Below are 22,745 nucleotides of genomic sequence, written 5' to 3'. Positions count from 1 at the left end.
AAGAGAAAATTTAGAAAAGAGGTAGCAAAAAATGAAGTTACTGAAAAATTTGACTGTTCAGGTTATAGTGGCTATCATACTTGGGATTATTGTCGGAGCCATTTTCCCCGAGTTCGGTGCCAGCTTGAAAATCTTAGCAGATTTATTCATCAAATTAATTAAAATGTTAATTGCTCCTATTATTTTCCTAACAGTTGTTATTGGAATCGGCAGTATGGGAGATATGAAAAAGGTCGGGAAAATCGGAGGTAAGGCATTGCTTTACTTCGAAATAGTTTCCACAATTGCATTAGCAATCGGAATTGCTGTTGCTTTAATCGTAAGTCCTGGTACGGGCTTGGATACATCAGGTGCATCTGATGCTGATATTTCAAAATATACAACTGCTGCAGCTGAATCTGAGCAAGGCTTGGGTGCCTTCATTTCTAGTATTATTCCAGAAAATGTAGTTGGTGCATTGGCAACTGGTCAATTATTACCAGTCCTATTCTCTGCTGTTTTATTTGGCTTAGCAGCTGCCTCAATCGGTGCACCCGCAAAACCAGTCATCACATTCTTTGAGCAAGTAGCAGAGATATTCTTCAAGATTGTCAGTATGGTTATGAAAATATCACCAATCGGAGCTTTTGGTGCAATGGCCTATACAATTGGAAATTTTGGTTTAAAATCTTTAGGTAATCTAGGTTTATTAATGGCTGCCGTATATATAACAATGTTTTTATTTGTTGTCTTTATTTTAGGTGCCATTGCAAAGTTCTTTGGATTCAACATCTTTAAATTTATCGCTTATATCAAAGATGAGATTTTCTTAGTAATCGGGACTTCCTCTTCTGAATCAGCTCTGCCATCTATGATGCGAAAGCTTGAGAACTATGGTTGCTCGAAGCAGGTTGTAGGTTTAGTCGTTCCTACAGGGTACTCCTTCAATCTAGATGGGACTTCCATCTACCTGTCCATGGCTGCATTGTTTATCGCACAAGCATATGGAATGGAACTAACTTGGATTCAAATCATTACACTGCTCGGAATTTTAATGATTACTTCTAAAGGTGCAGCAGGTGTAACAGGCTCAGGATTTATTACATTAGCAGCAACTTTGGCTGCCTTCCCAATGATACCAGTGGAAGGAATAGCGCTGTTAATCGGTGTAGATCGCTTTATGTCTGAGGCTCGAGCTGTTACAAATTTAATTGGTAATGGCGTAGCTTGTGTTGTCGTGTCAAAATCTGAAAAAGAGTTTGACACAGCTATGGAAGAACGTGCACTTCAGGGAAAGACCACTATATCTTCCTAACAAAAATGGTAGAAATGATAGCCATCTCTGTTTCACTATACTCATTATCATTCGAGTAAAAGCTATGTCCTTATGGATTGACGCTGACAACAAACAATTAGCTTACACTATCACCCAAAATAAAATGTTTACACTCTAGTAAAAAAGTGAAAGTTAATAGTAAGAGGTGATAGTGAATGAATGATAAAAAACAGGCAAAAACACGTAATACGAATAACCCTGATGTATTGGATACAGATAAAGAAAGCATTTTTGATAAACACGAGGACATGAAAACAGTAGATCCAATACCTGTCGAAGAATTGAATGAAAAAGTGAAAGATGAACAACATAAAACCAAAACTAAGGATTCCTCTGCAACAGATAAGCGCTATCCTTAATGTGATCGCTGCAAAAATGAATAAATATAAAAAGTCGACCTAATTCATAATTATGGGTCGACTTTTTTATATACTATTTGTTAAAGGGGGTAAATCATGAGTAAAATACCAATTATGAAAACGGAAAGGTTACTATTGAGACCTATTACACATGGGGATTTAGAAGCAATGTACGACTACTCTTCCAGTGAAAATGTGGCGCGTTATGTGACATGGCAATCACACACGAGCTTAGAGGATACAAAGGCTTTTATGGCATTAATTTTTAATGGCTATCAGCAAGGCAATTTGATGTTATGGGGTATTGAATATGCAGGCACAATTATTGGAACGATTGATTTTGTGACGATTAATGACACCCATAAATACGCGGAAATTGGCTATGTGCTTTCTGAGGATTTTTGGAATAAGGGGTTTACAACAGAAGCAACGAAAAAACTCATTGACTTCGGTTTTAATGAATTAGATTTAGTACGTATCCAAGCACGATGCTTTGAAGAAAACATTGGCTCACAAAAGGTTATGGAGAAGTCAGGTATGCAGTTTGAAGGGTTATTACGGAAAAGTATGCTTGTTAAGGGACAATACCAAAATGTAAAAATGTACGCTATCACTGATGATGATTATAGGAACCTCTAGAAAATAAAGCCTTGCTACGATTTGCAAGGCTTTATCATTACAACCATCTTTCCAAACAGTATATCTTCTTAGCTGTGGCATCTACCCTTACTCGTTTGCCTATCGCAATTGGATGCATAGGATGTGTATGACAAATATCCACCTCTGCTAATATAGGAATCTTTATTCCATCCAACTGTTCAAGTAGAATATGATATGGCTGTCGACCCGTTCCTAAGTCATCGTAGCATTCATGTTTCCCCAAAATAATCCCACTAACTTTGTTAAAGACACCATGCAATTTTAGCATTGCAAAATTCTTTTCAACTACAGCAGCATTTTTTAAGCAGTCCTCCACTAATAAAATATCACCTTCCACAATTTTAGGGAAATACGGCGTACCAATAAATCCATACATGGCATTGGCATTCCCGCCAATTAACCTTCCTTCAGCAACCCCACCCTGAATCACTAACCATTCATTCTTCTTAAGTTTTTTATCCACTGTCTTCTCTAGCCAATTAACAGGTTCATCCGACCAATAAGAAGGCATTGGAATTTCGTATGGTAATGCTTGAGGCTTAAAGAAATAATGCTCAAAAAATTTGAAGGTATCATTTACCAATGGTTCAAACTCGCCAAAGGAAGGTACGAGGGCTGGACCATAAAAAGTTGAGATTCCCGTCTTTGCATAAAGTGCCAGTAGAACGGCCGTTGCATCTGAATAACCTACGACCAATTTGGGATTTTGACGAAAAGCCTCATAATCAATATAAGGTAGCATACTATTGGCATTGGTGCCCCCTATCGTAGACATAATCATATCCACATTTGGATTACGTAATAACTCATTCAATTCTTCTGCTCTTTCTTTTGGCGAACCTGAACGATAATAATCAGTTTTACCAGTTAGAGAACCTGTCACGATTTGAAAATTTTTATTCTCGAGAAATGCTTTAGCACGTTCATATCGTTCCAAAGCCGTCACCGTTGCTGGGGAGGACGGGGAATAAATGCCGATGTTTATTTTTGAAGTCATACGGTAGTTCCTTTCCCAATCAATAGTTTTGACATGTAGTATTCATTAATATATTGTCCATCTACATACAGCGAAGCCCGCTTCGTTCCTTCAATATCAAAGCCCATTTTCTTATACAAAGCAACACCAGCCTCATTATTTTCCATGACGGTTAATTCTAGACGATGTACACCATTCACTATTGCCCAATTTTCTACGTGTTGAAATAAAGCTGTTCCAATTTTTCTTCCTCTATAGTCACTATGTATGCCTATGACAAGATAAGCACGGTGAGCAATTCTTGACGGCTCATTGCCTTGTACAATTAAGTACGCCACAACCTGCTCATCCATTTCAGCTATGAACAAAGCTGAGTGGTGACTATGATATAGCTTGTCTATATACTCCCCAAATGGCTTAGGTGCTAAATTGCGCTCACCTGGTCCAAATAACATAAAATTTGATGCCTCTGCATTTGCCATAACAGCTATAATTCGTTCACTGTCATGTCGGGTTGCTTCTCGTATGATCATGTTGAACACGCTCTCCTTCTAAAATATAGTCACCTGAATCCTCAATTCTTTTGTATTTATATGGACCTTGCCACCAAAGTATCTCATCACCCAGTGTTAATTTTGCTGGAATTCTCATACTTTTCTTCGTCCCTTCTAGTAGGTTTGAATTTTAGCTACTAACTTTTCATTCCTAAAATGGAGTGTCTCAGTATCTATGAGTGCGTATTCTTGTAATGTGGGATGATTTTTTATCCAGCGATCAAATGCCCTCCTTCTCTCTTGATCATTATAATGGGGACAATAGGTACCTGATAATAGCCCTAAGCCATTCCATTCCTCAAAATCATCATATGTATTTTCACTATAGCATTTTTCAAACCAGCACATTGCCCCAGCACTGATGCCAGCTAATATAATCCCTTTTTGATAAGCTTCCTTTAACAATTCATCAAAACCATATTCTCGCCACTTTTCAAGAAGATAGCCTGTATTCCCACCACCCACATAGATAATATGCTGCGCTAATAATTTTTCTCGAATGCTTCTATCACGCATATCTTTTTGCAAGATATGGGTTGCATCACAATGATGGAATGCTGCATAAAACTTCTCGATATACCCTTGTGCATCATTACTTGCTGTGGGAATAAAACAAATTTTAACTCGTTCATTTTTCTGAGTTTGTCGTAAAATGTACTCATCGATAAATGAAGGGTTCTGCTGAGAAAACCCACCACCTGATAGGGCAATGATTTGTCTTATCGGTTCATTATTTTTACTTAATTCATAGACAGCTTGTTCCTGCCCAAATCTTTCTAACACCTGTACATTCTTCATTCCTAATTTTTCGAGCAAGCGACATGATGCCTTGTTCGCTGTTTGTGTTTCCGCCACAATAGATTCTATATTCAGATAATTTAAACCATCCTGAATTACCTGCGTTAGCACTTCAAAAGCTAACCCCCTCCCCCAAAACTGAGGTAAAAATTGATAGGAAAGCTCATATAACTCCTTATCATGGTATTCATCGATCGAGACAAGACCTATAAATTCACCTGTCTCCTTTAAGGTGATATATAAATATGTATTAGGGAATGGCGCTTCTAGCATGCCTTTAAAAGATGCTTCTATATAGCTGTTTGATGGAACACCACCGAGATAAGTTCGAACTTGTTTATTAGAGTAGAGTTTTTGTATATCTGTAAAATGCTCTGGTTGTAATTGTTCGATTACACAATTAGTTGACATGATTTTCATAACAACTAGCCCCCTTCTTTATGTCAAAGTTTAATCTAACTCTCACGATGAAATCAAATCTTTTTTCCAATTTTTTCTTAAAAATAGTATAAAAAAGTAGTGACCAGCATGAATTGCTGTATCACTACCTGCATTATTGCCCGTATTGTTCAAGTAATCGTTGCGTGTTGGTCGATTGTTCGAGTACCTTTTTCTCTTTTGCCCAATAAACCAAATATTGTGCATCATCCACACGAAAAACCATTTGCTGTAACTCTTCATCAAGTTCAGAACTAATAGCCACTTTTAATATTTCTACCTCATAAAGAGGCTTACCCTTCATTTTATAAACGATATGATATACAGGCTTTTCTTCAAAAATAGTTCTTTCCTTTTTGGAAAGCTTCCTTACATGACTTAAAGGATATTTCTCAATAAAGTCTTGTGCTTCATCGCCTGTAGCACGAAATAGTGATTGATCTCCTTGGAATAATTCAATGTGGTCAATTTCTGTGGCATGATCTAGAACAAGAGAAATTGCTTCATCTTCACTTTTTTCTCTGTTTTGCATAATAAAAGCACCGACTAATAAAATACCAGCGAATATAACAAGTCTCCATCTGCGTTTCGTCATTTGCCCTTACCCGTTCAAGGCCTTTTTAACAAAGCGATTTATATCAACATCAGCGCCTATAACAAGCATAATATCTCCTAATAAAATCTTGTCACTAGCCTGTGGAGATACGATAATATCAGCCCCACGTTTAATTCCTACAATGTTGATGCCATATTTAGCGCGAATATCTAAATCCATAATGGAATAGCCAGCAATCGCATCATTAGCCTTTAATTCCATAATGGAGTGTTCATCTGATAGCTCTAAATAATCTAGAACAGTATTCGACAACATATTATTAGCAATACGAATACCCATATCTCGCTCTGGATGGACGACAAAATCTGCGCCAATTTTACGTAAAACCTTTTCATGGTAATCGTTTTGAGCTTTTACTGTAATTTGCTCAACACCAATTTCCTTCAAAATGATTGTTGTTAATATACTTGCTTGTATATCTTCCCCAATTGCTACAATCACGTGCTCAAAATTACGAATACCTAATGAATTCAACACCGATTCATCGGTTGAATCTGCAATAACAGCTTGTGTCGCAATGGAAGCAAACTCATCTACACGCTCTGAAGAATGATCAATTGCCATTACCTGTGCGCCCTGACTCATTAATTCACGAACAATACTACCTCCAAAACGTCCAAGCCCTATGACTGCAAACTCTTTTTTCATCATAAAAATCCCTCCGAAAACTACTATACCACCATTGTAGCCTATTCTCTGCGATATGTATTGTCAAAACAAGAGCCAATTCGTCAATGGTGGACAACAAAAAAGACGAGGATCTCAATCCCCGTCTTCAACATATCGTTATTATTCAGCGTTACGCATCTCATCTAAAACGCGATTTACACGCTTTTCTAGCATTTTCATACCACTACCACCAGCTTGCATATGACGCAGCTGTCCATCTTTATCGAACACAAAATATGCTGGAACATATTGGTTTTCAAAAGCATCTGTTAGCTTCATTTCACTGTCTACAAAGATTGGTTGTACAATATCATGCTCTGCTGCTACTGCTTTAATTGTATCTAAATCAGTATCTGCCTCAGAACGTGGCATATGTACTGCTACAACGTTTAATTCATCTTTATATTGATCGCGGAAATTGTTCACATCTGGCATTGCTTCTTTACATAAATGACAGCTTACTGACCAGAAGTGGATTAATGTTGGTTTTTTGCCTACTAATTCTGCTTTAGTTACTTCACCATTTAACCAAGTCGTTGCGCCAACTAATTCAGGCATTTGTTCACGAAGTTTCATAAAAATCCTCCTCTAAAAGATCGTTTGTCTTCAAATATTTAGATAACGGGGTAAAAAAACTCTTTCCCAAAACAAAAATTCAGTTAAAAGTCCCCACAAGCTTGTCGTGGGGACTTTTAATTTTTCGCATAATCCTCTATTTAAATTATAGAGTTGCTTGGCCTGGACGCCAGTTAGCTGGGCAAAGACCACCAGTTTGTAGTGCTTGAAGTACACGTAGTGTTTCATCAACATCACGGCCGATGTTGTTATCAAATACTGTTTGGTATTTTAATTCGCCTTCTGGGTTGATGATGAATAAACCACGTAATGCGATACCTTCTTCTTCAATTAATACACCATATTCTTTAGATACTTGATGGTTTGTATCAGCAGCTAATGGGTATTTTAATTCACCAAGACCATTTTGCGTACGGTCTGTGTTAATCCATGCTAAGTGTGTATGGATTGTGTCAGTAGAAACACCGATTACTTCTGCATCTAAGTCTTCGAACTCGTCATAACGATCGCTCATTGCAGTGATTTCAGTTGGACATACAAATGTAAAGTCCATTGGATAGAAGAAAAGAACTGTCCATTTATCTTGTGCTTTAATATCTTCTAATGATACTTTACCAAATGATTTGTCTGAAAGTACTGCTTCCATTGTAAAGTCAGGTGCTTGTTTACCTACCATGCGTTCTGCCATAATAAATCCCTCCGAATAAATATGTAGTTTATATATTCCATTCGCACTAGCGAACTCGTCTTCTACGATAGCAGAGTAACCGCAGTTTTTCAAACAAGTAAACTCCGCCCGTTTGGATGATTGAAATGGATTGACAAAAATTCGTCAAATCCATAACTGGAATTATTGCTACTGTCTATCTACAAGCTATCTTTGACAATAATATTCTACACTATTCAAAATTTTTCTCATTTTCATTTATACCCCTTTTCACAACTTTTTATAGCTATTTTTTTCACGAAAAACGATTGCAAATTTTTTATTATTATGTATAATTGTAATGGTTTTAGTAAACTAAAAGTTTCGTTAAAGTAAACTTCATATTTCAAAAGTTTATCATTGCTAAACTTCTCTTAGGAGGGAAAAGATGCAAATAGGAGCAAAAATTAAAGCGCTTCGTTTAAAAAAAGGTCTTACCCAAGAGGAACTTGGAGAACGTACAGATTTAAGCAAAGGTTATATTTCCCAATTAGAACGGGATCTAAACTCACCTTCAATTGAAACATTATTTTCAATATTAGAAGTATTAGGGTCAAGACCCAAAGACTTTTTTGATGATGAATCACCTGAACAAAAGGTTGTTTATACAGAGGAAGATCAATCTACCTATACAGATGAAGAAAAAAAATATGAAATTCAATGGCTGATTCCTACTTCGAATGAAAAAGAGATGGAACCCATTTTCTTAACCTTTGCGGCAGATGGCGAGTTCAAACAGTTTGAGCCTTCACTTTCTGAAACATTTATTTATGTGGTTAAAGGGCGTATTCGTCTCGTTTTAGGGAATGAACAGTATATCGCAAGTGAAGGTAACGCACTTTATTATGACGCGACAGACCATCATCAGATTTTTAATGCACATGATGATGAAACAAAAATTTTACTTGTCGCAACAGATTCTTATTTATAGCTTAAGGAGGCGCATCCATGACAACCAATTCAATTATCCGCTTTGAAAATGTTTCAAAGTCATATAGTGACGGCACCGTCGTTTTAAAAAATATCAATTTGGAGCTTGAAAAAGGGAAATTTTATACACTCCTTGGTCCATCAGGTTGTGGTAAAACAACCATTTTACGAATTATTGCAGGATTTACGGAACCTACAACAGGAAATGTATTTTTCCATGATAAAAAGATTAATGCCGTTCCTGCCAATGAACGTCAAGTTAATACTGTTTTTCAGGATTATGCGCTGTTCCCTCATTTAAATGTGTTTGAAAATGTCGCATTTGGCCTACGTATTAAAAAGCTTCCTGAAAAGGACATAAAAGAGCGTGTAGCTGAAGCCTTAAAGTTTGTCAATTTGGCAGGGTATGGTAACCGCGAAATATCTGAAATGTCTGGTGGACAACGACAACGTGTCGCGATTGCACGTGCCATTGTCAATGACCCTGAAGTAATTTTACTGGATGAGCCACTTTCAGCTTTAGACTTAAAGCTACGTACAGAAATGCAATATGAGCTACGTGAATTACAGCAACGTCTTGGCAAAACATTTGTCTTTGTTACACATGATCAGGAAGAAGCACTTGCCATGAGTGATGAAATTTTTGTCTTAAGTGAAGGCCAAATTCAGCAATCAGGTACACCAGTGGATATTTATGATGAACCGATTAACCGCTTTGTTGCTGATTTTATTGGTGAATCCAATATTGTACCTGGCGTGATGATTGAGGATTTCAAGGTTGAATTTGCTGGCAATGTTTTTGAATGTGTTGACCAAGGGATGAAGCCAAATGAAAAAATAGATATTGTCATTCGACCAGAAGATTTAGAAATGACAACAATTGATAAAGGCAAACTTGTGGTAAAAGTGGATACACAATTATTCCGAGGGGTACATTATGAATTATCCACATATGATAAAGATGGTAATGAGTGGCTAGTCCATTCATTGAAGAAAGCAGAAGTAGGGACTGAGATTGGTTTAGACTTTGATCCTGAGGCGATTCACGTAATGCGCTTAAACGAAACAGAGGAAGAGTTTGATAAACGATTAGAATCGTATGGAGACGATGAAGATGCAAACTAAAACATCGAAATCAGCGTTATTTCCATATGTGTTATGGATTGCCTTTTTCGTTATCGCGCCTATTGCACTCGTTGTTTATTATTCCCTGCTTGATTTACATGGCAACTTTACGCTCGATAACTACAAAGCGTTCTTTTCTTCGGTTTACTTAAAGATGACTTTGAGCTCGTTTTGGTATGCATTTTTAATTACATTCTTTACACTATTAATTTCATACCCAACTGCTTATTTTTTAACGAAGACAAAGCATAAACAACTTTGGCTTCTACTTATTATTATTCCTTCATGGATTAATCTTTTGTTAAAAACATATGCCTTTATCGGCATCTTTGGGTTATACGGGCCTATTAATGCATTTATCGAAGTATTTGGCTTTGATCCAAAGCAAATGCTCTTTACCGATATTAGCTTTGTCTTTGTGTCGGTCTATATCTTTATTCCATTTATGATTTTACCGATCTTCAATTCTTTAGATCGTTTAAACCCAACACTCATTTATGCAGCACGTGATTTAGGTGCTTCGGCTTTTACAACCTTCCGTCGTGTTGTTTTACCATTGACAATGGATGGCGTTAAATCTGGTATTCAAGTCGTCTTTATCCCTGCCCTATCCCTGTTCATGATTACTCGCTTAATTGCAGGGAACCGTGTCATTACTCTAGGCACAGCGATTGAACAGCAATTCCTTGTGACACAAAATTGGGGTATGGGTTCCACTATTGCTGTATTCTTAATTTTATTCATGGTGATTATCATGCTAATTACGGGACAAAAGGATAAAGGGGGTGGCGTACGATGAACAAACTATCTGCTTCAGCCAAAGTCTATTTAACAATTGTTTTTATCGTTCTCTATGCTCCAATTTTCTATTTAATCTTTTACTCGTTTAATAGTGGCGGCTCCATGAATAATTTTGAATCCTTTACTTTGGAGCATTATCAAGCTGTTTTTGAAGATTCACGTCTTCTTGTTATATTAATAAATACGGTCATCGTGGCATTACTTTCTGCTCTCATTTCTACTATTATTGGTACGCTGGGAGCAATTGGGATTGTGACGGTTAAGGATTCTAAAATGCGTAATACTTTATTATCCTTAAACAATGTCTTAATCGTCAGCCCAGACGTTATTATCGGGGCTAGCTTCTTAATTTTATTTACAATGGTAGGTATTAAACTGGGCTTTGCATCTGTTTTATTAGCGCATGTTGCATTTAGTGTACCAATTGTTGTATTAATGGTTTTACCAAAGCTACTAGAAATGAATAACTCATTAATCGATGCAGCATTAGATTTAGGGGCAACGAAAAAGGACGTTATGATGCGTGTCATTCTTCCTTATATTCAACCAGGGATTTTTGCAGGCTTCTTCCTTGCCCTTACGTATTCATTAGATGATTTTGCCGTGACATTCTTTGTAACAGGTAATGGCTTTAGTACTTTATCAGTAGAAATTTATTCAATGGCCCGCGCAGGAATTTCTCTAACGGTGAATGCGATTTCTGGTTTAGTATTCTTTGTTACGGTTTTAGTTGTTGTTGGTTATTATTTCATTACAAGTCGTACGAATAAAAGAATGGAGGGGCAACGATGAAGTCACTAATTCAAGCAACCATCGCCATCCTTGTCGTTTCAGCCCTTTTATTCTATGCGGCTGATGCCTTAAGTGCAGGTGGCGGTAAAAGTGGAAAAGATACGTTAACCATCTTTAACTGGGGAGAATATATTGATCCTGATTTGTTAAAAGAATTTGAAAAAGAAACAGGCATTCATGTCATTTATGAAACATTCGATTCCAATGAAGCTATGATGACAAAGATTCAACAAGGCGGAACAGCTTATGATATTGCTGTCCCTTCTGAGTATATGATCGAAAAAATGAAGGAAGAAAATTTATTGATTCCTTTAGATAAAACGAAAATCCCTAATTTAAAAAATATTGATCCTTACTTTTTAGATTTACCATTCGATGATAACAATAAATACTCTGTCCCTTATTTTTGGGGAACTGTCGGTATAGTCTATAATCCAAGCCTAGTTGGTGACTTAGACTTCTCTTCTTGGGACGATTTATGGGACCCTTCTTTAAAACGAAAAGTCTTTTTAGTAGATGGTGCTCGTGAAGTCATTGGCATGGGCTTAAACAGTCTTGGCTATTCTCTGAATTCACTAGATGATCAGGAACTTCGCGAAGCTACTGATAAATTAATCACACTCGCACCAAATGTAAAAGCGATCATTGGAGATGAAATTACACCGTTAATGATCAATAATGAGGCAACAGTTGCCCTTACTTGGTCTGGTCAAGCTGCTGACATGATGTATGAAAATGAAGAGCTAGACTTTGCTGTACCTGAGGAAGGCTCAAACTTATGGTTTGATAATATGGTCATCCCAAAAACATCAAAAAATATTGATGGTGCCCATGCCTTTATCAACTTCATGCTAAGTACTGAATCTGGTGCTCAAAATGCCGATTTTGTAGGCTACTCAACACCTAATATTGCAGCTATGGACTTAATGGACGAAGAAGTTGTTTCTGACGAACGTTACTATCCTTCTGAAGAACAACGTGACACATTAGAGGTCTACAAAAATTTAGGACCTGATTATTTAGGGAAATACAATGAATTATTCTTAGAATTTAAAATGAGTATTCGATAATTCAGCTAGCGAATTGGTTTCACACCAATTCGCTAGTTTTTTCTCTGCTTATCTAACTTTCTATTAAATTAAGAACATTATCCATCAACTATTTGTATTATTATATTTAGAAAATAATTTAACTAGAATTTGAAGATTCCCCACATCTTCTGTTATGAAAAAACCTCGCATATAGATACTTGTCACCTATCCTGCACAAATTGTTTTATCAATAAGCAAGCCATAAAAATGTACTTTTAGTATTACATAACCTTCACTCATTACTTCTGAACATAGTTAAACTTTATGCCATTACAGACAAACTCACAAATTTCACAAGCGAAGTCCATCCATTCTTATTACAAAAGTGGATTATTTTACAATTCTTGGTGCCCTGACGAAACCTTTTGTGGAAAACCATTCTAAATATAGAACCAACTCTATAATCTTAACTATTAGCCAAGCAATAATTCTTTATGATAGACTGTACTATATTTGATTACAAAAAGGGGGTTCATTCGATGACCCAGCAGAAGTCCAATAAGGCGGCTTTGTATATTTTAATGTTTAATATGTTTATCGCAATGGGGAGTATCGGCATAATTATTCCTGTCATGCCAGAGTATTTAAAAATATTTGGTGCAGCAGGACAAGTTCTAGGTATGCTAATTGCAACGTTCGCCTTAGCTCAATTCGTATTTTCTCCTATTGCTGGGAATCTTTCAGATCAGTACGGTCGAAAAAATTTAATTATTTTCGGTCTTATCGTAACAGGTCTTGCTCAAATCGGTTTCGGCCTTGCTACAGATGTATGGATGCTCTTTTTAGCACGCTTTTTAGGTGGTCTAGGTTCCGCATTTGTTGCACCTCCTATTATGGCTTTTGTTGCTGACGTCACAACCTATGAAGAACGTGGGAAAGGTATGGGGATGTTGGGTGCCGCTATGTCTCTTGGCTTTATGATTGGGCCAGGAATCGGTGGTTTCTTAGCAAAGGTAAGCTTACATTTTCCATTTTTCACCGCTGGAGCTGCAGCCATCCTAGCTTCTATTTTATCTTATTTCTTATTACCATCTACCAAACCAAACACTGCTCAGCAGAAACAAAAGCAAGACAATCTGGCGAAGCAAATGGCTCGTTCCATACATATGCCTTATTTTGTAATGCTTATTATTATGCTGGTGTTCTCATTCGGAATTGCAAATTTCCAAACGACATTATCATTATTTGTGACAGAAAAGTTTAATTACACACCTGTGGATATAGCAATTATATTAGTTGTTGGTGGTGCTTTTGGAGTAGTAGTACAAATGTTTATCATTACACCACTGTTCAATCGCTTCGGTGAAATGAAAGTAGTACTTGTCAATTTATTTATTGCAGCTGTTGCTATTTTCTTAATATTATTTGTTTCTGGCTTTGCCCTTATATTAGTTGTAGCAACGATTTTCTCTACAGCAACGACATTAATTCGTCCAGCTGTTAATACACTTATCTCAAAGCTTGCAGAGAAAGAGCAAGGATTTGCTGCGGGCTTGAATAATGCCTATATGAGCCTTGGGAATATGATTGGACCTGCTTTAGCTGGTCTATTATTTGACTGGAATATGAATAGCCCCTATATTTTCGGATCTATCATATTATTAGCCTGCTTCTTCCTTGCGCTCATCTGGACATTGAAAAAAGCACCTCATTTAATGCATCCCGATACAAAATAGTCTGAAAAATCATTGACTATTTTTAGCAGTATGTTACATTATTGTTGATTCACAAAATTGAATGATTTTAACCACTAGGGGAGTCTTTAAAAGGCTGAGACGTATATGGTAATATACGGACCCTTTGAACCTGATCTAGTTCATACTAGCGGAGGGAAGTGGCGCTACTTGCTATTGTCACTATATACAGGCAAGGCCGCTTCCTATTGTGTTTCAAGGAGGCGGCCTTTTTATTTTTCCTCACGAACTTTATCAAAAGGAGTGAACCTTATGTCAATTCGTAAATTAACAGTTATGGCTTTATTAGTAGCCATTGCTGTTGCAGGGTCTACTTTCATATCCATCCCAACAGGAATCGCACGTGCATACCCCGTTCAGCATGCTATTAATGTGATAGGAGCCATTATACTTGGACCCGTACCAACAGTTATTGTTGCCTTTGTCACGGCTATCATTCGAATCCTTACCGGGACAGGCTCTCTATTAGCTATCCCTGGAAGTGTCATTGGCGCGTTCTGTGCTGCCCTTGCCTATAAATATAGCAGTAAAATGTGGTTAGCATGTATCGGAGAAGTTGTAGGCACTGGCATTCTTGCTTCACTTATTGCCGTCCCTTATGCAAAATTATTCATGGGCACATCTGTAGCAGCTCTCTTCTTCCTACCAGCCTTTTTAACATCAAGTATAATCGGCGCCATTTTAGGTGTTATGGTTGCTAGCAGCTTGTGTAAAACGGAGCTAGTAAAGAGGTTTAATTCTTCTCTTTATTGAGAGGGGAGAATAGGAGCATTCTTTGAAATAGGGGTAGTCCAAATTAAAGCGTCTCTCTTCATTTTATGAGAAGGCTGTGCCCAAACTTGGACGTCTTTCTTCCTTTATGAGCGGCAATGGCTCTTCTTAGAGCGCCTTTCTTCTCCTTATGAGCAAAGAGCCCACTTTTTAGATCACCTTGCCGCTCTCTACAAAGGGAGCAACTCTCTATTCAAACAATACAAAAAAAGCAGTGCAAACCTATTAAAGTTTGCACTGCCTCCTCCATTTTAAGATCTCTTTTTCATGCCTTTTAATAACTGTGCTACATTTGTATTCTCTGCCTGTACAGGTTTTTCCTCAACCAGCGGCTCTTTCTTCTTCGCGTTCGTTAGGAAATTCCAACCAAAACGTCTTATGGTAATATCAATAAAGAATAGGAGCATACTCGCTAAGAGCAGCCATGTGGCAATATTTTGCCGATCTGCTCCTTTTGTCGTAAAGTCACGGAAGACATCTTGTGGTTCCTTTAAAACAGTGCCTCCTGTTTGTTGAGTCAACTCTTCTATCAGTTGATTATTTACAGGGAGTAGTTCGTATTCGGCACTATAAGGAACACTTAGACCTGCCTGGTAAATGGCCTGCTTTTCATCTGCTACACGGAAGAAAATTAATCCAGGTTCAGCTTGTACTACAGCTCGAACTTGAGATGCGGAAATGGTTTCAAGTTGTGTTTCTAGCTCCTCCCCTGCTTCATTTACCGCTACAATATCTAAAAATGCGGCTTCATTTGTAGGGTCTGTAATCATAAAGGAACCATCTGCTTCCAATCTTACATCATAGGCTACATCATTGTAGCTTGGTAGCATTTGAGAAATAAGTGTTTGCCAAAATGCTCCCCAATTCTGCCATCTTGCCCAATCTCCTGTCCATTTACCCGTTGAATCAGATGTAAAGGCAAATGTTTTACCAAGACCATATTGCCACTGGGCTAACACAGGATCTTCCTTCTCGCTTTCTGCCACAACAGTAGCCCCCTGTTTTGCCGTTGTCCCAATGTATGCATTCATTTGTGGGACACCATTAGCAAACAGTGAATTCCATCCTGGTGCATTATAAATTGCCGGATAGAATGGATTGTCCTCAATATACGTTCGGGAAATCATAGCTGTTTCACGAGATAAAATAGAAGGAATGGTTTGCTCATCTATCACATCATAGAAACGTCCACTGCCCATGTCACTAAGCGCTTCTAATAAGTTCGCATCGGCATCTTGTCCAATCGCTACTGTCGATAAGGTTATACCCTCTTCTTTTCCTTCAGCAATTAAATCCTCATAGTTCCCTGCCTGTGATTGCCCATCTGTTAAGAGAATAATATGCTTACGTTGGAGCTTTAAATCAGCAAGGTTCTCGTAGGCTTTAGCTAGTGAACTATAGATTTCTGTTCCACCACCAGGTGTTACTGATAAAATAGTATCCACAGCCTCTTCTTTACTGCTAAGAGGCCCTGTCTCTATAATCTCCCAAGGACGATCATCAAAGGCGATGAATCCTAATGTATCCTCGTCTCGCAACATCTCAACAGAACGTGCCGCTGCTTCCTTAGCAAGCTCAAGCTTCGAGCCTTGCATACTGCCAGAACGGTCAAGTACAATCACTAATCCTAAGGAAGGTAATTGCTCTTTGCCCTTAATTTCCATTTCCACTGGCAATAAGGTTTCAATCGGTGTTTTAAAATAGCCGCCTAGACCAAAACTATTTTCTCCACCCACCATTGTAAAACCAACACCAAAGTTTTTGACTGCTTGCTCTATAACACTCATTTTTGCTTCACCCACTAAATGACCTGGCACATTGTCGAAAATAATAGCATTATATTGCAAATAGCTGGATAGTTCATTTGGTAGACTGTCGGGCGCTACAACATCATAGGCAATCGATTGACTACCAAGTGCTGCTCCGATTGGTGAAGCTGTTTCATAACCATTCACGATTAATAAATGTGGTTCACTTTGAACCATTGTGACACTCGTTAGCTTATTGTTTTCAAAAATAGCATCCTGACCAACTTGAACAACGGCTTCATATTTTACAAGCCCTTCAGCTGTTGCTGCATGTTTATAGGTAAACACATTCGTGCCTTCAGTCAGCTCAATGGCCTCTCGATGAATAAGCTCATCATTTTCATATAATAACAGCTCACCTTGGGCCGCTGATGTTGCATGTATGTCTGTCACTAATTGTTGCTGCTCTCCAACATAAGCAACCTGAGGGGATACAAAGCTTTTTAATGACACATCGTTGACAACTGGCTGACTAAAAGTCTTAACATCCACACTAATATTGGAGCCTTTCAACTTCGAAGCAAATTCTAAAGCATCTCCCTTTGTCTCATTACCATCTGTTAATAGCACAAGACGAGTTGCCTTTTTAGGATCTATAATACCTGTGGCAAGCTGTAGACTTTGTTCTATATTCGTTTGATCGGTAGCTTTGATTTCAGTTAGTTTTGGTACTTCCTTTAAGGTTTTAGACAAAATGGCCTCTGTTTGTAAAGTGGAGGAAAATGAATAAATGCCCGCAAGCTGTGGTTCTTTTTTTGATTGTAGGCTTTCCTGAATAAACTGAACCATCTCATCTTCCGTACCATTCATAGATGCAGAACGGTCTACTAAATAAACAATTTGTTCTTCTTTTATTGGTAATAATAGATACGGTCCTGCAAGTGCAAAAACTAAACAGCCTGCTGCCACTATGCGAATAGTAAGTACAACAATATGACTTCTTTTGAGTCGCTGCCGCTCATGAAAGTATGTCCATCCAAAATACAAGAATAATGGAAGGAGTAACAACAATACTAACGGCATATCAATTCGTAAATCCACGACGTCGTTGCACCTCCCACTCTGAAACAAGCAATAGTAAAATAATGACAATTAGCCAAGGTACGAAAGAGGTCATCGATACTTCTTCCTTCCCGTTGTCTGAGATATCACCTAATGTAAAGCTTGTTCCTTGTTCAATAACACGTTCTTGGGCTTGCAATTGGACAATCAATTGTTTTTCCTCATTATTTGAACGTACCATATAAATGCCCGGCTCTTTTGGCGCAGTTAACATCCCCTTTGTAACAGACGAAAGAAACTCGTCCTCTTGCGAATAAACATTCCAGTCTCCTTGCGCTAAAGCTACTGCACGCTGTTCATTGGGTGAAAAAATCCCAAGTGAACCAACTGATTCTGTTAGCTGCTGCTCAGTACTCCATAGAAATAGTGGAAATGATGGATGTAAGGGCCAGTCAGTATCGGCAATATCCGCTAAAATAACAATATCTCCTTTAGGGGAGCGTTGTATGAACGGCTCTTCTCCAACAGAAGCAATCGTTTCATAGTCCGCAAAGCCAGGATAAATAGCACTAACATAAACATCCTTTAGTTCACTAAAAGCAAACAATGCATCACTCCTAGTGCTTACCGTCCCACTTGCTTTTATTTTCTCTGCATCATCACGACCAAATAATACAAGCGGTTTATCCATCTTTTCTAATAAGGCTGTTTGATTTGTGATTACTGTAGCATCTTGATTGTCAGCTACTTGCGATGAAGGAACGATTTTCACACCACTACTAACCGTTTGAAAACCTTTTTGTATCAGTTGATGCATGCTTTGATCCACAACAATTTTTGAAGAAGTCGTTTGTAGTAAAACAGTTTGTTGATTATCTACAGCATAATCATCTTTTGCATCGATAGTAGCTGTCATCGATTTTGCAATAGGCAAATCTTTGAATGTTTTCGTAATGGCTTCATTTGGAGGCACAACGACACTTTCTGCTACCAGCTCCTCACCCTTTGCATTTTTCAATGCGAGTGTTATCTTTTGCTCGGTATTTGTATCATTATGAAGTTGGATAAGCGCCAGCGTAACTTGTCCATCTGTCGTAGCAGCAAAGCGTGTAATTGCAATATTTGTTAAGTCTTTAGTAGCGCCTCTTACTAGCCATTTAACAGAATCCTTGTCCATCGGTAATTGCTTTTTATCAAGTGTATCTGTAAAAACATAGATAGAAGTTGGTGTATCGCCCACAAATGCCTGTGCTACATCCAGTGCCTTATTCATTTCAGCAGTTTCATAGGTTACTTGTAAATCTTGAATAGCTTTTTTTATTTCATTTGTGTTTGTTTCTTGCTGTAAAACAGCTTTTGGGGCTGCGCCAGTTGTAATTAATGTGACAGGTCGACCATTCAATTCATCCATCAAGTTCAGCATTTCCTGTTTATGAGCGTCAAAGGTTGATTGCTCTTTGCCTGCCAGCATTGTGGCTGAAGTATCTACAATAAATATAGTTTGTGCACCCACAATGGTTGATTTTTTTATATAAGGATTCATCAATGCCAAAACAAGTAGCAGTAAAGCAAGAAGCTGTAAATATAGTAGGGCATTTTTTTGTAAATGCTTTAAATAAGGCGATACACGCGTTTCCTGCATAATCTCCGACCAAAAAAGTGTCGAAGAAACAGTTTGATCTGTATATTTTTTTCGAAAAAAATAATAAAGTAGGACAATGACCGGGATGATGGCCGTCCAGCTAAATATAATTTGACTAAAGCCCAATACGGCTCACCTCACCTAATCCAATGTGCTTTTAATAATTGCTGGAAAATCGCATATTGCAATCCATCTTCCACTTTCAATTGTAATTGTCGAACACCAAAGCGACGGCAAATGGCTTCAAATTCTTCTTCATGTAGTATACGTCTTGCATGGTAGGACTCCAGTACTCTAGAGGACATCGTCACATTCACATCATTACCTGTTTCACGATCAAGGAGACGTACATCACCCGAATAATTTGGTGACAGTTCTTCTTGTGTTACAATTTGCAAAATGCGAACATCTCCAGCGTAGCGTGGTAGCCTTTTTAATAGCTGTTCCCATTCTTCAATTGGCTCTAATCCATCTGTAACAATGAATAATACGGTACTATCTTTAGGCAAAGCTTTAAGTGCATCCTTGGCAAAACGATGAGAGTAATTAGCTTCCTCTATATCAGTTACTAGCTGTAAAAAAGCTCGGCGATACATGGTACCCTTCCGTCGAAATGGTGGCTTCATTTCATCTTGAACAATAGAAAAGGAAAGACGATCATCTCGACCTAATACCATTAGACCGAGGGAGGCCACAATTTGACGAGCAAATAGCCACTTAGCATGTTCTCCCATTGATTTGGTCGCATCTAGTAAAATATGTACACGCATCTCTTGCTCATCTAAAAACCTTTTAATAAAGTATTTATCTGTACGAGCAAAGACGTTCCAATCCACTTGGCGTACATCATCTCCTAAATGGTATTCTCGAAAATCTGAGAAATCGAGGGATGCCCCGAAGCGTTGAGAACGGTGCGAGCCCTTATGTTGCCCGCGTAGTTTGGAGGCCGTCGCTATTTGAAAGCGACTGATTTTCGCTAACCAGTCTTCGGGCAATAAGTATTTAGCTGTCACTTGCTAATACCTTGCTGAACCTTTTCTAAAATTACATCAATCACATCGTCTGCCGTTTTTCCTGAAGCCTCCCCTTCATAATTCAACAGCATTCGATGACGTAAAACAGGCTTAGCAACAGATTTAATATCCGCTACAGAAACATGAAAACGACCATTCATTAAAGCTCTTGCCTTTGCCAATTTGATTAAGCTCTGCAAACCACGTGGACCACTTCCATACATTGCATATTGTTTAACCTCATCAAGCGCATCTATTCTTTCAGGATGCGTAGCCACCACTAGATCCGTTGCATACTCCAGCATTTCATCAGCAACCATCACTTCTTTTACCATTTGCTGAGCTTCAATAAGAGCATCCGTATCCATTTGCTTCTGTAAACCAATTTCCTGGGCTCCTGTCGTTCGCTTCATAATTTCCATAAGTTCGCTTTTTTCAGGATAGGGTACAAGAATTTTACAAAGGAAACGGTCCATCTGTGCTTCTGGTAATGGGTATGTTCCTTCCATTTCAATAGGGTTTTGAGTGGCCAACACGAAAAATGGTTTCGCCATTTTTTTTGTATCCCCCAATATTGTTACCGTTTTTTCCCCCATTGCTTCCAACAAGGCACTTTGGGTTTTTGGTGTGGCGCGATTTATCTCATCAGCCAATACCATTTGGCTAAAGATTGGCCCAGGTTGAAACGTAAATTGCTGCTTCCCATCGGGTGTACGTTCAATCATGCTTGTTCCCGTTATATCTGCTGGCATAAGATCTGGTGTAAATTGAATACGTGAAAACGACAGATCCAGTACCTCTGAAATCGTACGAATCAACATCGTTTTTCCTAAACCAGGTAAACCTTCTAACAATGCATGACCATCCGCTAATACTGCATATAGGGTGTAATCAATTGCTTCTTCCTGTCCAACAATGAAGCGATGAATTTCTTCTTTAACTTGTTGTAATTTCGTACTCATATCTACATATTGTTGCTCTGTAAAGGCCATTTCTTTTCCTCCTACTGCGACTCAATTGACGTGAAATAAGATTGCACGACATTTTGTAAATCCTTCGGTAATTGTAAACGCTCTGAACTCTCTAAATAGCTGTCTTTGTATGATCCAATTACTTCTTCATAAGGTCGAATAGAACCTTTTGTGATCGGACCATTTCCTTGTTGCTCAGATACATGGGAACCATCTCCTAATGCGCCACCATCTACGGATGTCTCAGTTGACCCACCAATTCGATTTGGTGTCGTTAACAAATTCCGACCGCCTTGGCCACTTCCTGCTCCTTGACCACCTTGGCCTTGTCCCTGTCCTTGGCCTTGTCCCTGTCCCTGTCCTTGGCCTTGGCCTTGGCCCTGTCCTTGGCCTTGGCCTTGTCCTTGTCCTTGACCTTTGCTCTGGCTATTACCATTTTGCTGTTGAGAACCACTTTGAGCATTATTTTGACTAGATTGGCCTTGTTGATTACTTGGTTGGGAATTACCAGATGACTGTTGACTGTTCTGATTGTGACTGCTTGCATTATTGGCACTCGCAATTGCATTTTGTAAGGAGTTACTTGCTGGTTTACCAAGTTTACTCATAGCAGTTTGTGTGGTATTTGCATTTTCTGTAAGCCCTTGCTGCATTTGGGCAAGCTCTTTTAGCTGCTCAACCTCTTCCTTCGATAATCCTTGGCCTTCTGTTGTGCCATCTTGACTAGCCGTTTGTTTATCCTTTAATTGCTGCTCCTTTAATGCTAGCTCCTTTTGTTTTTTGACAACTTCTCGTAAAGCTTCTTCTGTTGTTTCAGCTTCTTTTAAAGTATTTTGAAGTTCTTGCAATTGCTCTTTTACTTCTTTTGTTTCCGCCTTTTTCTCTAATTCAGCAACTTCCTTCTTTATATCTTGGATAACTGCCTGCTCCTTTTCAACCTCTATTGCTTCAATTTGCGTAGCTGCTGGGAACATGTAAAGAATGGCTAGTACAACTGTTGTAATAAACAATCCGATAAACGCCTTTGGACGAAATAGATTTTTCTTTCGAGCCTTAAAGTCTGCGAATGCTTTTTCAGCATTTTGCATTGCTTTCGATAATAATGATTGAACAAGAGGATCCTGATCTTCTTTAAATGATAAAGCTGTCACTAATTCATTATGTGAGAAATAATGATCCAGTTTATGCAATGCCTCTCGCTCTTTGACCCTTTTCCACCACATATAAGCAATGGTTGCAATAATAACGGTAATAAAGGCTCCTAATGCTATTTGGCGATAATATGGCCAGACAAATAGTCGGGAAATAAGTACGAGAGAAGCACTCGAAAGCAATGCCAAAAACAAACCATATTGTGCAATGGGAATGCTTCTTTCAAGAGTTAATCTCGATTTTGCACGCTGAATATATTTTCGTAATTGCTTACGACGCTCCATAC

The 22,745-nt window shown here is 38.2% G+C and carries 23 protein-coding genes and 1 riboswitch; of the genes, 10 read left to right on the top strand and 13 right to left on the bottom strand.

Annotated features, from left to right (window positions below):
* The first annotated feature begins 31 nt into the window (after positions 1 to 31).
* The 3 genes from MKZ14_RS04025 to MKZ14_RS04015 all read left to right on the top strand — a co-directional run bounded on the left by MKZ14_RS04025 (position 32) and on the right by MKZ14_RS04015 (position 2,313).
* Positions 32 to 1,294, top strand: a complete 1,263-nt coding sequence (locus MKZ14_RS04025; RefSeq protein WP_048391960.1) for a dicarboxylate/amino acid:cation symporter — start codon at positions 32 to 34, stop codon at positions 1,292 to 1,294.
* A gap of 176 nt (positions 1,295 to 1,470) precedes the next feature.
* Positions 1,471 to 1,674 (top strand): hypothetical protein, encoded by a 204-nt coding sequence (locus MKZ14_RS04020; RefSeq protein ID WP_004224696.1) that lies wholly within the window; start codon positions 1,471 to 1,473, stop codon positions 1,672 to 1,674.
* 96 nt (positions 1,675 to 1,770) lie between these two features.
* The gene (locus MKZ14_RS04015) at positions 1,771 to 2,313 is read left to right on the top strand and encodes a GNAT family protein (RefSeq protein WP_339280633.1); all 543 of its coding nucleotides are present in this window, start codon (positions 1,771 to 1,773) and stop codon (positions 2,311 to 2,313) included.
* A 37-nt stretch (positions 2,314 to 2,350) separates the two neighbouring features.
* Here MKZ14_RS04015 and MKZ14_RS04010 read toward each other — a convergent pair whose 3' ends face one another.
* From MKZ14_RS04010 to MKZ14_RS03975, 8 genes are all read right to left on the bottom strand, one after another.
* Positions 2,351 to 3,331, bottom strand: coding sequence for a S66 peptidase family protein (locus MKZ14_RS04010; RefSeq protein WP_339280632.1), 981 nt, complete (start codon positions 3,329 to 3,331; stop codon positions 2,351 to 2,353).
* Positions 3,328 to 3,843, bottom strand: coding sequence for a GNAT family N-acetyltransferase (locus MKZ14_RS04005; RefSeq protein ID WP_237899494.1), 516 nt, complete (start codon positions 3,841 to 3,843; stop codon positions 3,328 to 3,330). The genes MKZ14_RS04010 and MKZ14_RS04005 overlap by 4 nt, the downstream gene beginning before the upstream one ends.
* Complete coding sequence (locus MKZ14_RS04000) at positions 3,815 to 3,961, bottom strand: hypothetical protein (protein WP_175400735.1); 147 nt, start codon at positions 3,959 to 3,961, stop codon at positions 3,815 to 3,817. The genes MKZ14_RS04005 and MKZ14_RS04000 overlap by 29 nt, the downstream gene beginning before the upstream one ends.
* A 17-nt stretch (positions 3,962 to 3,978) precedes the next feature.
* The gene (locus MKZ14_RS03995) at positions 3,979 to 5,082 is read right to left on the bottom strand and encodes a GNAT family N-acetyltransferase (RefSeq protein ID WP_339280631.1); all 1,104 of its coding nucleotides are present in this window, start codon (positions 5,080 to 5,082) and stop codon (positions 3,979 to 3,981) included.
* A gap of 133 nt (positions 5,083 to 5,215) precedes the next feature.
* Entirely contained in the window at positions 5,216 to 5,695 is a 480-nt protein-coding gene (locus MKZ14_RS03990; protein ID WP_202342400.1) for a hypothetical protein, read from the bottom strand.
* 6 nt (positions 5,696 to 5,701) lie between these two features.
* Positions 5,702 to 6,364, bottom strand: a complete 663-nt coding sequence (locus tag MKZ14_RS03985) for a TrkA family potassium uptake protein (protein WP_004224679.1) — start codon at positions 6,362 to 6,364, stop codon at positions 5,702 to 5,704.
* Between the two features lie 141 nt (positions 6,365 to 6,505).
* Positions 6,506 to 6,961 (bottom strand): redoxin domain-containing protein, encoded by a 456-nt coding sequence (locus tag MKZ14_RS03980; protein ID WP_004224678.1) that lies wholly within the window; start codon positions 6,959 to 6,961, stop codon positions 6,506 to 6,508.
* Between the two features lie 145 nt (positions 6,962 to 7,106).
* The gene (locus MKZ14_RS03975; protein WP_004224676.1) at positions 7,107 to 7,649 is read right to left on the bottom strand and encodes a peroxiredoxin; all 543 of its coding nucleotides are present in this window, start codon (positions 7,647 to 7,649) and stop codon (positions 7,107 to 7,109) included.
* A gap of 406 nt (positions 7,650 to 8,055) precedes the next feature.
* Here MKZ14_RS03975 and MKZ14_RS03970 point away from each other — a divergent pair, with 406 nt between their 5' ends.
* From MKZ14_RS03970 to thiW, 7 genes are all read left to right on the top strand, one after another.
* Entirely contained in the window at positions 8,056 to 8,598 is a 543-nt protein-coding gene (locus MKZ14_RS03970) for an XRE family transcriptional regulator (protein WP_004224674.1), read from the top strand.
* A gap of 17 nt (positions 8,599 to 8,615) precedes the next feature.
* A complete protein-coding gene (locus MKZ14_RS03965; RefSeq protein WP_004224673.1) occupies positions 8,616 to 9,722 on the top strand; it encodes an ABC transporter ATP-binding protein in 1,107 nt (368 codons plus the stop codon).
* Positions 9,712 to 10,521 (top strand): ABC transporter permease, encoded by an 810-nt coding sequence (locus MKZ14_RS03960; RefSeq protein ID WP_004224672.1) that lies wholly within the window; start codon positions 9,712 to 9,714, stop codon positions 10,519 to 10,521. Before MKZ14_RS03965 ends, MKZ14_RS03960 begins: the two co-directional genes overlap by 11 nt.
* On the top strand, positions 10,518 to 11,315 hold the full coding sequence (locus MKZ14_RS03955; protein WP_339280630.1) for an ABC transporter permease: 798 nt from the start codon (positions 10,518 to 10,520) through the stop codon (positions 11,313 to 11,315). The genes MKZ14_RS03960 and MKZ14_RS03955 overlap by 4 nt, the downstream gene beginning before the upstream one ends.
* Entirely contained in the window at positions 11,312 to 12,385 is a 1,074-nt protein-coding gene (locus MKZ14_RS03950) for an ABC transporter substrate-binding protein (protein WP_312125538.1), read from the top strand. The genes MKZ14_RS03955 and MKZ14_RS03950 overlap by 4 nt, the downstream gene beginning before the upstream one ends.
* Before the next feature lie 500 nt (positions 12,386 to 12,885).
* Entirely contained in the window at positions 12,886 to 14,082 is a 1,197-nt protein-coding gene (locus tag MKZ14_RS03945; protein ID WP_312125536.1) for an MFS transporter, read from the top strand.
* Between the two features lie 66 nt (positions 14,083 to 14,148).
* Positions 14,149 to 14,256, top strand: a riboswitch (TPP riboswitch).
* Between the two features lie 96 nt (positions 14,257 to 14,352).
* Positions 14,353 to 14,853, top strand: coding sequence for an energy coupling factor transporter S component ThiW (gene thiW, locus MKZ14_RS03940; RefSeq protein ID WP_036075743.1), 501 nt, complete (start codon positions 14,353 to 14,355; stop codon positions 14,851 to 14,853).
* Positions 14,854 to 15,122: 269 nt separating this feature from the next.
* Here the strand turns inward: thiW and MKZ14_RS03935 are convergent, their stop codons facing one another.
* Genes MKZ14_RS03935 through MKZ14_RS03915 form a run of 5 tightly spaced genes read right to left on the bottom strand, consistent with a single transcriptional unit; the run spans position 15,123 to position 22,743 of the window.
* On the bottom strand, positions 15,123 to 17,720 hold the full coding sequence (locus MKZ14_RS03935; RefSeq protein WP_339280629.1) for a VWA domain-containing protein: 2,598 nt from the start codon (positions 17,718 to 17,720) through the stop codon (positions 15,123 to 15,125).
* On the bottom strand, positions 17,704 to 19,449 hold the full coding sequence (locus MKZ14_RS03930; protein WP_258860267.1) for a BatA and WFA domain-containing protein: 1,746 nt from the start codon (positions 19,447 to 19,449) through the stop codon (positions 17,704 to 17,706). Before MKZ14_RS03930 ends, MKZ14_RS03935 begins: the two co-directional genes overlap by 17 nt.
* A gap of 11 nt (positions 19,450 to 19,460) precedes the next feature.
* Entirely contained in the window at positions 19,461 to 20,336 is an 876-nt protein-coding gene (locus MKZ14_RS03925) for a DUF58 domain-containing protein (protein ID WP_339280628.1), read from the bottom strand.
* The gene (locus MKZ14_RS03920) at positions 20,333 to 21,328 is read right to left on the bottom strand and encodes a MoxR family ATPase (protein WP_016992435.1); all 996 of its coding nucleotides are present in this window, start codon (positions 21,326 to 21,328) and stop codon (positions 20,333 to 20,335) included. Before MKZ14_RS03920 ends, MKZ14_RS03925 begins: the two co-directional genes overlap by 4 nt.
* Before the next feature lie 11 nt (positions 21,329 to 21,339).
* Positions 21,340 to 22,743 (bottom strand): hypothetical protein, encoded by a 1,404-nt coding sequence (locus MKZ14_RS03915; protein ID WP_339280627.1) that lies wholly within the window; start codon positions 22,741 to 22,743, stop codon positions 21,340 to 21,342.
* Positions 22,744 to 22,745: the final 2 nt, after the last annotated feature.

Origin of the sequence: Lysinibacillus sp. FSL P2-0066 (genome assembly GCF_037969495.1) — a bacterium.
GTDB lineage: Bacteria > Bacillota > Bacilli > Bacillales_A > Planococcaceae > Lysinibacillus > Lysinibacillus boronitolerans.
This window is presented reverse-complemented; position numbering and strand designations above follow the sequence as displayed.

What these genes read in the sequence shown, in the direction of transcription:
- MKZ14_RS04025 (WP_048391960.1), top strand. Translation starts at nt 32, where the DNA reads ATGAAGTTACTGAAAAATTTGACTGTTCAGGTTATAGTGGCTATCATA.
- MKZ14_RS04020 (WP_004224696.1), top strand. Translation starts at nt 1,471, where the DNA reads ATGAATGATAAAAAACAGGCAAAAACACGTAATACGAATAACCCTGAT.
- MKZ14_RS04015 (WP_339280633.1), top strand. Translation starts at nt 1,771, where the DNA reads ATGAGTAAAATACCAATTATGAAAACGGAAAGGTTACTATTGAGACCT.
- MKZ14_RS04010 (WP_339280632.1), bottom strand. Translation starts at nt 3,331, where the DNA reads ATGACTTCAAAAATAAACATCGGCATTTATTCCCCGTCCTCCCCAGCA.
- MKZ14_RS04005 (WP_237899494.1), bottom strand. Translation starts at nt 3,843, where the DNA reads ATGATCATACGAGAAGCAACCCGACATGACAGTGAACGAATTATAGCT.
- MKZ14_RS04000 (WP_175400735.1), bottom strand. Translation starts at nt 3,961, where the DNA reads ATGAGAATTCCAGCAAAATTAACACTGGGTGATGAGATACTTTGGTGG.
- MKZ14_RS03995 (WP_339280631.1), bottom strand. Translation starts at nt 5,082, where the DNA reads ATGAAAATCATGTCAACTAATTGTGTAATCGAACAATTACAACCAGAG.
- MKZ14_RS03990 (WP_202342400.1), bottom strand. Translation starts at nt 5,695, where the DNA reads ATGACGAAACGCAGATGGAGACTTGTTATATTCGCTGGTATTTTATTA.
- MKZ14_RS03985 (WP_004224679.1), bottom strand. Translation starts at nt 6,364, where the DNA reads ATGAAAAAAGAGTTTGCAGTCATAGGGCTTGGACGTTTTGGAGGTAGT.
- MKZ14_RS03980 (WP_004224678.1), bottom strand. Translation starts at nt 6,961, where the DNA reads ATGAAACTTCGTGAACAAATGCCTGAATTAGTTGGCGCAACGACTTGG.
- MKZ14_RS03975 (WP_004224676.1), bottom strand. Translation starts at nt 7,649, where the DNA reads ATGGCAGAACGCATGGTAGGTAAACAAGCACCTGACTTTACAATGGAA.
- MKZ14_RS03970 (WP_004224674.1), top strand. Translation starts at nt 8,056, where the DNA reads ATGCAAATAGGAGCAAAAATTAAAGCGCTTCGTTTAAAAAAAGGTCTT.
- MKZ14_RS03965 (WP_004224673.1), top strand. Translation starts at nt 8,616, where the DNA reads ATGACAACCAATTCAATTATCCGCTTTGAAAATGTTTCAAAGTCATAT.
- MKZ14_RS03960 (WP_004224672.1), top strand. Translation starts at nt 9,712, where the DNA reads ATGCAAACTAAAACATCGAAATCAGCGTTATTTCCATATGTGTTATGG.
- MKZ14_RS03955 (WP_339280630.1), top strand. Translation starts at nt 10,518, where the DNA reads ATGAACAAACTATCTGCTTCAGCCAAAGTCTATTTAACAATTGTTTTT.
- MKZ14_RS03950 (WP_312125538.1), top strand. Translation starts at nt 11,312, where the DNA reads ATGAAGTCACTAATTCAAGCAACCATCGCCATCCTTGTCGTTTCAGCC.
- MKZ14_RS03945 (WP_312125536.1), top strand. Translation starts at nt 12,886, where the DNA reads ATGACCCAGCAGAAGTCCAATAAGGCGGCTTTGTATATTTTAATGTTT.
- thiW (WP_036075743.1), top strand. Translation starts at nt 14,353, where the DNA reads ATGTCAATTCGTAAATTAACAGTTATGGCTTTATTAGTAGCCATTGCT.
- MKZ14_RS03920 (WP_016992435.1), bottom strand. Translation starts at nt 21,328, where the DNA reads ATGGCCTTTACAGAGCAACAATATGTAGATATGAGTACGAAATTACAA.
- MKZ14_RS03915 (WP_339280627.1), bottom strand. Translation starts at nt 22,743, where the DNA reads ATGGAGCGTCGTAAGCAATTACGAAAATATATTCAGCGTGCAAAATCG.